This is a genomic window from Aerosakkonema funiforme FACHB-1375 (assembly GCF_014696265.1).
Taxonomy (GTDB): domain Bacteria; phylum Cyanobacteriota; class Cyanobacteriia; order Cyanobacteriales; family Aerosakkonemataceae; genus Aerosakkonema; species Aerosakkonema funiforme_A.
Window position 1 is genome coordinate 66,183 of sequence record NZ_JACJPW010000038.1, and the last position, 8,259, is coordinate 74,441.

Annotated in this window: 6 protein-coding genes and 1 pseudogene; 2 read left to right on the forward strand and 5 right to left on the reverse strand. The window is 47.2% G+C overall.

Going from position 1 to position 8,259, the window contains the following annotated elements:
• Positions 1 to 199 precede the first annotated feature (199 nt).
• Complete coding sequence (locus H6G03_RS16045) at positions 200 to 3,430, forward strand: NACHT domain-containing protein (protein ID WP_190465386.1); 3,231 nt, start codon at positions 200 to 202, stop codon at positions 3,428 to 3,430.
• Positions 3,431 to 4,017: 587 nt separating this feature from the next.
• Here the strand turns inward: H6G03_RS16045 and H6G03_RS16050 are convergent.
• Positions 4,018 to 4,509 carry a Fur family transcriptional regulator gene (locus tag H6G03_RS16050; RefSeq protein ID WP_190465388.1) on the reverse strand — a complete coding sequence of 164 codons (492 nt, stop codon included), beginning with the start codon at positions 4,507 to 4,509 and terminating at the stop codon, positions 4,018 to 4,020.
• Positions 4,510 to 4,776: 267 nt separating this feature from the next.
• On the opposite strand from H6G03_RS16050, the gene H6G03_RS16055 reads away from it, so the two are divergent.
• Positions 4,777 to 5,253: a CRR6 family NdhI maturation factor gene (locus tag H6G03_RS16055; RefSeq protein WP_190465390.1), complete on the forward strand. Its 477-nt coding sequence runs from the start codon at positions 4,777 to 4,779 to the stop codon at positions 5,251 to 5,253.
• 10 nt (positions 5,254 to 5,263) lie between these two features.
• Here H6G03_RS16055 and H6G03_RS16060 read toward each other — a convergent pair whose 3' ends face one another.
• The 4 genes and pseudogenes from H6G03_RS16060 to H6G03_RS16075 form a co-directional block, all read right to left on the reverse strand.
• Positions 5,264 to 5,887 carry a hypothetical protein gene (locus tag H6G03_RS16060; protein ID WP_190465392.1) on the reverse strand — a complete coding sequence of 208 codons (624 nt, stop codon included), beginning with the start codon at positions 5,885 to 5,887 and terminating at the stop codon, positions 5,264 to 5,266.
• A 37-nt stretch (positions 5,888 to 5,924) separates the two neighbouring features.
• Positions 5,925 to 6,518: pseudogene (locus H6G03_RS16065) on the reverse strand (D-glycero-alpha-D-manno-heptose-1,7-bisphosphate 7-phosphatase); the annotation flags it as partial.
• A 139-nt stretch (positions 6,519 to 6,657) separates the two neighbouring features.
• Entirely contained in the window at positions 6,658 to 7,617 is a 960-nt protein-coding gene (locus tag H6G03_RS16070) for a glycosyltransferase family 9 protein (RefSeq protein ID WP_190465394.1), read from the reverse strand.
• A gap of 397 nt (positions 7,618 to 8,014) precedes the next feature.
• A partial coding sequence (locus tag H6G03_RS16075; protein WP_190464960.1) for a hypothetical protein occupies positions 8,015 to 8,259 on the reverse strand: 245 nt, incomplete at its 5' end.

Genomic DNA, 8,259 nt, shown 5'->3' on the forward strand with positions numbered 1-8,259 from the left:
GTAACTAATAAGTGGTAGATGTTAGGTATTAAGTTAACAAACAAACAATCGCCTCTTGGCAAATCGTCTTTTTTCATGCGTTTTAACATATGTTAGCGACCAGTCACCACATAAAACAGCCAGATCCCGATCGTTCCCACCCAAAAACTTGGCTGATAATGACCATAGGGAGCCGTTTCAGAGTAGCTGTAGAGGTGAGATGAGCTTAAGCATTAGGCAGTGGCTGACGGAACACAATATTATAATTGCTCAGCTACACGTCGCAGGAGCCCAAACCGCAGGCGTTGCCTTCCGCATTGTTCGGGATATGGAAGTCAAAAGCCTGACGCCTTTTGATATCAGTCCGTTAGCAGAACTTTTGGAACTGCCGTTAGATGTTCTATGGCAATACATCCGGCCAGTTTCCCATCTCAGTGTTGAACTGCTGCGAATTTTGAGCCGCAAGAAACCGCTCAAACGCAACGAAGGAACCTGGATAGCTTTTCAAATTGCCTATGTCAAGTCTTTCCAAAAAGTTTTAGAACAAGAATTCGCACTCAAAAGAGCCTGGATAGAGCGGGCTAATATACCAACTTACGACACGGCAGATCCGAGTAGATCGATCGCCCTGACCGACCCCCAGCTGCAAGCACTGCTGAAAACCCTAAGACCGGGGAGACTTTCCGACACCCAAGCCGAACAGGCGCTTTCTTCCATCGGCGAATCTTTGCTGGTCGGGCAGATGAATAATTTGACGAGCGCTTGGTTTGTCAGCAACGGCGTTGATGAAATTGCTGCCAAATCGATCGTACAGCGTTTGGTTCATGCCCTCCCAGGCTATTTGTTAGCCGTAGTAGCCGAAAATGCGCTGCCTTTAGCTCAATTGCAGAGATTTGTCCGCCTGGGTAACTTAAGCAACAACAGCTTGGCCAATCAAATTCTCAGCGATGACGATACTGTAGCGCTAGAAGCCGAAAACTCCCCTCCCGCGTCAGCTTGGGAACAGGCGCTATCTGCGGGCGCTACGCCTAACCTCATCGATCTCAACCGGGAAAACTATCGGGCCAATCTCATGCAAGCCCTTAGCGAACCGATATTGGGAGAACTGTTTGCCCTTAAAGATTTATATATCCCTCTCAAGGTATTACCAGTTGAAAAAGGAGAAACCAGAAGAAGGGTAGAATGGCGAACTCCGACTTTCCCCTCCCCCCCAGCCCAATTCTCCGTTTCCTCCCCGACCACACCAGTCGATTTAATGGAATGGGCAACCAATCAACTGTCATCTCCAGAAAGCGTCGCCGTCATCACGGGTGACACCGGAGCTGGCAAAACCAGTTTCTGCCAAATATGGGCAACGAAAATAGCCCAAGAAAGTTACCCTTCCTGGATGCCCGTATTTATTCGGCTGCGAGACGCGACTTTGGGCAAAACTCTGGAAGAAACGCTGGATAGTGCCTTGGAGGGGGCAAAATTTACCTGTGCCGATGGTTGGCTATCACCTTTACACCCTCCTTGTTTGTTGATTCTGGACGGGCTGGAGGAATTGCCCCGCGCCCCTAGTGTTGAGCGACAATTTTCTGCGTTTCTCGATCGCGTGCTAAACTTTCAGCTGCGATATGCTGGGGCATCCGGACGCCCGCGCCACAAAATTGTCATAACTTGCCGTTCCGAGTTATTCAGTCACTTAGCTTACAGTCTGCCAGCTTCATTCCGGGTAATGGCGATCCAACCTTTAGATCAGGAGCAACTCAAACAGTGGTTCAAGAATTGGTCTAAACTCCAACCGAAATCGATCGCCCAATCTTACTTTAACTTCCTCAAGCAGAGTGGCGTTTTTCGCCAATTACCGGAAGTTAAGGATTTGACGGTTCTCGTGCATCAACCCCTAACGCTTCTGATCTTGGGGATTTTGTATCGCTGCGGGCGACTGGATGAAAGGATCTTTCCCTTGCGGGGTTCTCAAATCAGGTTTGAAATTTACGATCGACTTTGCCGGTGGTTATTGGGAGAAACATGGGACGGCATCTCAGCTAGCGATAGCCTGTCGATTTCCGTTCGAGAAGGTTTGCCCAATAGCGGTCGCACTCCAGAAGCGATCGCATCTTTGCTGGAGGGTCGGTCTGTCCAACAAGTTCGCCAACAAATGCAAGTCGCGGCTCTGATTTTACTGCAAAGCGGTCGTAACTGCTGCACGGAAAGCGCCGTTTCTACCCGTTTGGCGAGCGAATTTTCGGAGGGTGCTGCTATTTCCGGCTTACCTGCTTTTTACTTTCGCAGATGCGATCGCAGCAAAGCAGGCCATGTGGTGAACAATTTTTCTGCCTCCCTTTCCCATTCCGCCAAACTTTCTTTTTTTCATGCCAAGTTGGGAGAATATTTTTGCGCCGAAGCTTTAGCCGAAAAGTTGAAATCTTTGGCTTGCAGAGTGGCGGATGCTTACGGGGAAGTTATCTTTGCGATCGACTCGCCTTCTCGCGTCGCTCAACAGATTTATAGTTTATTGGGTTACGGCATACTTTCGGCTGAAATTGAAGAAATGATCGTTGAGCGTCTGCGGCGAGAAGAAGCACGCGATCGCACATCGTTTTCTTTCGCTATTTTGTTAGAACGGCTCAACAGTTTCTGGACTGCTTACTGTCGAGGGCGATGGTTAGATGAAGGGTTGGCTCATACAGCACGCTCTGGGTTACAATCTTTGGGCAATCCCCTCAATGTTTTGCAAATTGATGCAGTTGTGGGACTCAATCTTTTTCAGTTGCTGTGTGCTTGTCACCGAGAAGCACAAATTCCTTTTTCTCCTTGTGGGGAAGCACAAGTTACAGAAGAATTCGATGCCGATCGATTGCTTACTTTAATCGGTCGCACGGCGGTTTTATCGCCAGATACTTTCTGGGCGCGATCGAGAGGCAGTTTGATGTACTTGAATTTATCTAAAACTTGTTTAAATGATGTTGTTTTGCCAGGGGCTAACTTCTGGAAAACAAATTTCTTTGGCGCTGAGTTAGCGGGTGTCAATTTTGCTGGCGCAAATCTTCAGGAAACTAACTTATCTTGGACAAATCTTACGGATGCTAATCTTTCCGGTACCAATCTTTCTGCCGCTAAGCTGGAAGGAGCTAATTTGACAGGTGCCAATCTCTTGGGCGCAAATCTCCAGTTAGCCAGTCTTACTAATGCTTGTTTGTTTGAGGCTCAGTTGGATGAAGCTGCTAAAGATTTGGCGGAAAAAAGTGGTGCCCTCTTTTCTTTACAACAGTATACAGCTTGTCAGCAAGCTCTCGCTTCTCTGGAAAGCAGCACCAGGCAAACACCAACGATTGCTAAAAACATCATAGTCAATCAAACTGATGATGCTGACTCGACTCTACTTCTGATTGAGCGTAGCGAAGGAGCAACTGACGACCCCAATCAAAGCGGTATGGATGGTAATGATGAAACTATGTTTTTGTAAAGGGGCTAGGGAAGAGGGAACAGGGGAGAGGGGAGAGGGTAAAGGAAAAGATTTATTCTTCCGCGCCCCTGCGCCCCCTAGAGCGCCAGTCCAGTAAAAGTGGTTGACAAAAATAACGAAATATCTGTTATGTAGGGGCGTTCGCGTAGCGTGCCGGAGGCATTAGCATTTGGGCGACAATCGATCGCCATCGGCAACAATTTTTCTATCCAAATGCAACGCCGTCGCCGAGGTTTCTATAGAAATACACACCTTATTTGTTTTGTCAACCTCTTTTACTGGACTGGCGCTCTAGCCCCTAATTGGGCTCTTCCGTACTTGAAGTGATAATAAAATGTAATGAATGCTTTGGAAAGCCTGTCATACAAGCGTTATAGCTTTCGTAGAGGTACAAAATCTAACTTATTAGTTTTAGACCCTTGAGTTTCCCTCTGCTCAAGCCAACCGGCAAATTGATTAGCAAAATTTATCACACTAAGTACGGGAGAGCGAAGGGTTTATGGCAGCGGATTGCATATAAATTGCTAGTGCCTAATGATTAATTTTTATGAAAAAATAATCATTAAGGATTAGCGATATGCTAATAACTATTGCTGGTTTGATTTTGCTTCCCCTATGCGATAACCGTAAAAATTAATGCTGTAATCGGTAATTTTCACTCCCGTTTGTTGCTCAATTTGCTTGAGCAACTCTTCAGGAAGTTCTACGTACACATCCAAGATTTGATTTGTATCCATACAATTGACGTGGCTGTGAGAATCGCTGATATTACCGTACAGACGACCGTCCGAGCGCTCAACACACTCTATAATTCCTTGTGCCGATAGGGCTTCCAAGTTTTGATAAACAGAAGTATGACCGATATTTTTACCCAGCAAATTGAGGCGGTTATAAATTTCGCGGGCAGATAGGTGTTCTTGCGCTTGCCAAAGCAATTCTAATATAAATCGACGCTGACGGCTCAAGCGCATTCCCATTGCTTGACATTTTTCTAGGGCATCTTCTAAAGAACGGATTGGCTTAGTAGCAATCTGAGTGGAACCTTGCTCCGATTCTCGCCGAATCACTTCATTTTCCATAGTTAAGTCTCTTGATTTCTATTGCTAAGTTTCTAATATGTTTAGATTTTAACTTCGGTACTATCTTCCGGGTTAGGGCATTCGGGATAGGTAGGAACTAGGTTTACTGCATCTGCTGGCATTTAGCGCGATCGCCAAACGTCACAGTAACATATTCCCAGCTACCGCCCCGGAGAAGTTTGCAGGCTTGGCAAATTTGGTGTTTGCAAGCTTTTCTCCATTAAAATAAACTCATTACCACTTTAGCTTAAATAAAAAGATTGTTCAATGACTATTGCGATCGCTGTCAACTCGGACTATCTCAACAACTTGGATCTCTCCCCTGCCGAAAGGGTTATTGAAAAATTACTGCAAGAAGGGGCGATCGCATCTAGCGAACAGCAGTTGCACTTTGAGATTGACTACACCCGCGAAGAAACAGATCCGCGAGAGCTCTCAGAAATTCCGGAAGTGCGGCTGTGGTTTGTCAGACTGGACGCTCGCTATCCCTGGTTGCCGTTTTTATTGGATTGGAAAGCAGGCGAACTAGCCCGCTACGCAGCGATGCTGGTGCCGCACCAGTTCAGCCGCAAAGATGGCATCCAGTACAATCCAGAAGCCTTAGAAATCTTCGTGATGGCAAAGTTATTTGTCTTAACGGATTGGATGAAAAATCGTGGAGTGGAAAGTCGATCGCGCTTAAAGTCAATGGCTCAGATGTTCGGCTACGAACTGGATGATGGCTTGTTCGACTTGTTGAATTAGCACAAAAAACTCAACAAATTCTTTGTAGAGTTTCCACACCCAAAGTTGATTTACCCAGATAGGCCCAGCGACCTTGGGCTAAATCACCCTGAATTTCGTAATCAAGACAGTACACATTGCCCTCTCCCCAGCCAACAACCAACCAATCACCCACACGCAAGCCAACACCCTGATATTCAACTCCCATTGACCACAAAATTTGATAAGTATCGCTCGACTTAGTAATATTCAGGGTGCCTTCATAATTGCCAAGTTTGGCAATACTTCCCCTGACTTGGTAAGAACCTTCCAATTGGTTGGGTGTGCCGCCGACAGCTTTTTCGGTGTCGATCGCACCGTTGTTGGCAGGGGTAATCCACCTGCAATCTAGAGTACCGTCGCCATTAATTTTATAAAGCGAAACGCCGTAGGTGTTATCCAAGCTAGAAGCCGCAAAAAGATGACCGGACTCAAAAAACGCCAACCCTGAGTAATCACCCAACGTAGTCAACCAGGATAGGGTGTAAATCTTACCCATAGGATGGATTTGCACTGTACCGGAATAAGGTCTTTCATCGGTGCTTCTAGCCGCTGTAATAGTCCAAGTACCTTGAGGCCCGATTTTGGCTTTGGGGTTGTTTAGCGTGATGTTCATCTTCTAGCTTTGACGATCGCTCTACTTCTAACTTACCCATCTGTTGCAAAATCCAATCAACCGCCCTTGCCAAGTCTGTCGCCACATAATCCGGTTTGGTGTGGTGCTGGTACTTGCCCCCCAAGACGCTTTCCCCAAATCCCGTTTGCACCAAAATCCCGCAGCAGCCAGCATTGTGAGCCATATCCACGTCGGTTGCTTTGTCGCCGACGACGAAACTCTGGCTTAAATCTAGGTCATGTTCCCAAGCAGCTGCCACCAGCATACCGGTATTCGGTTTGCGCCAGCTACTCCACCGGGTAAATTCTCGATTCGTTCCGCCTTCAGGCGGACTGAGATAGGGGCAGTAATAGAGGGCATCTAATTTTGCCCCAGCTTCAGTTGCTAACAGCTGGCAAAGGCGGCGGTGCAATGCTTCTACATGGTCGATCGGGTAATAGCCCCGTGCTGGGCCAGACTGGTTAGAAACCAGACAGCAAAATATTTGTCGATCGTTTAAGCGACGCACGGCTTCAGCCACACCCGGTATGAGATGCAGGTCTTCTACGTTGTGAATGTAACCTGCCTCGATATTGAGGACGCCATCTCGATCTAGAAATACGGCTGGTTTAGCAGATTTTAGATTTGGGATTTGGGATTTGGGATTCAAGATTTTCTCGGTGTTTGGTTTTGGACTTTAGACGATCGGGCGATCGCTAATCTCAATCTAAAATCTAAAATTGCTCAGCCAGCGCACAATTTGTCAACAAATGTTGAGGTTGGTGTAGATTTCACCCACCCCAAACTTTTTGTAGAACTTCTTTTGGCGAGATATCTGCCATTTTGCCTGTGGGGGATTTGATGCCGAGAACGCGATCGCTCTGGGGCAGCAATTTTTTCGGGTCTGTGGGGCCAAACAAGGCAATGGTATAAGTTTGAACTGCAACAGCCAAGTGCATCGGTGTACTATCGGTACAAAGTATCAAATTGGCACCGGCGATCGTTGCGGCCAATTTGCCGATATCCCCCGGTGCGGTTACCTTGAGATGAGAGGAAGATTGCAACAGCTGGCTGACAAACTGGATATCTTCCGATCCTTGAACTAGCACGATCGGCATATCCGGTTGACGTTGCTGGCATTCTTGAATAATCTGCTGCCAGTTTCTGACTGGGTAGATATTGTCAATACCCTTGTCTTGTGACATTTGGCTGGCACCTGGGTCGATGAGGATGTAACCGCTTTCGTTGATTCCCAAACGTTTTTGTTCGGCTTCTGCCCACTGAATGTCTTGTTTTGGTAAGTTGATCGTTAAGTCGGGACAAGGCGTGCTAATACCCAATCCTTGCAGCAGGTCGTGGTACATCCAAGCAGCGTACTGCTCGGTTTTGAGGGGAACGGAGTCGGTGAGAAAAGTTGTGCCGACGGCGCTGTAGCCAACTCGCTTGGGAATTCCCGTCATCCAAAGCAATAGACTTACTTGCCAACTTTTTTCCAAGCAAAGGGCTACATCGTACTCGCGATCGCGAATCGTACCCAGTATGTTGCCCCAATCTGCTAAACTGTTGCGATCTTTGAAGTCGTAGGGAATCGTTTCGCTAACTGACCTGCATACCCGGTACGCGCCCCTAGACCGAGGTTCCACAACCACGTCAATGTCGGCTTCCGGATAGTTACGCTTCAGGTCGTCCAGGGTCGGAAAAAACAGAATCTGGTCGCCAATCCCGCCAGGAACTAGGGCTACTACTCGCATAATCGTTACGTATAGGCTGATCCGCTCCTCATTTTAGTGGAAGATACTCTTAGTGCAAAATTAGCTAATAATTTACAAAGGTTTGTGGATTTATTAATTCCCGAAGCTGACATGAGGCGTCGTATGGAAAGCAAATGGTAGATGTGGAAAATTATCGGTTTTCGTCGATGGTGACGCTGACTTCCCCCAAACCTTCATCCCGGCTCAGATTCACTGCATAGCTCATCACCAATCCAGAAGGCTTGTTATCGTTTATACAAATGCGTTCGCCTACGGGCAGGCCGAAAATAGCGACATCGTAGCGCAGACCTCCCGATCGTATATGACAATATCTTTTGGGTAAAATTCAGGTCTTTTGGCGATGATTTTCCAGCCATTGCCTGAAGCCACCCCAGCCCTAAAGGGACGGGGGTTCAAAATGCGATGAAACCTCCACTTGGCTCTCCCAAATTGGTACAACATCCAAGTTCTTAGTGTTGGCATTTTGAACTTTCGCTGCGACTCGCTCTGACTCTGGGAATTTCCCAAAGGAAGAAGGAACTTGTCCTCCTAATCGCAAGTTAATTTTCGTGGTCGCCTGTCTCCAAGCCGCATACAAGAGCGGTTCCGCACTTAACCAAGCGTTTTGTGCTTGATTCGCTT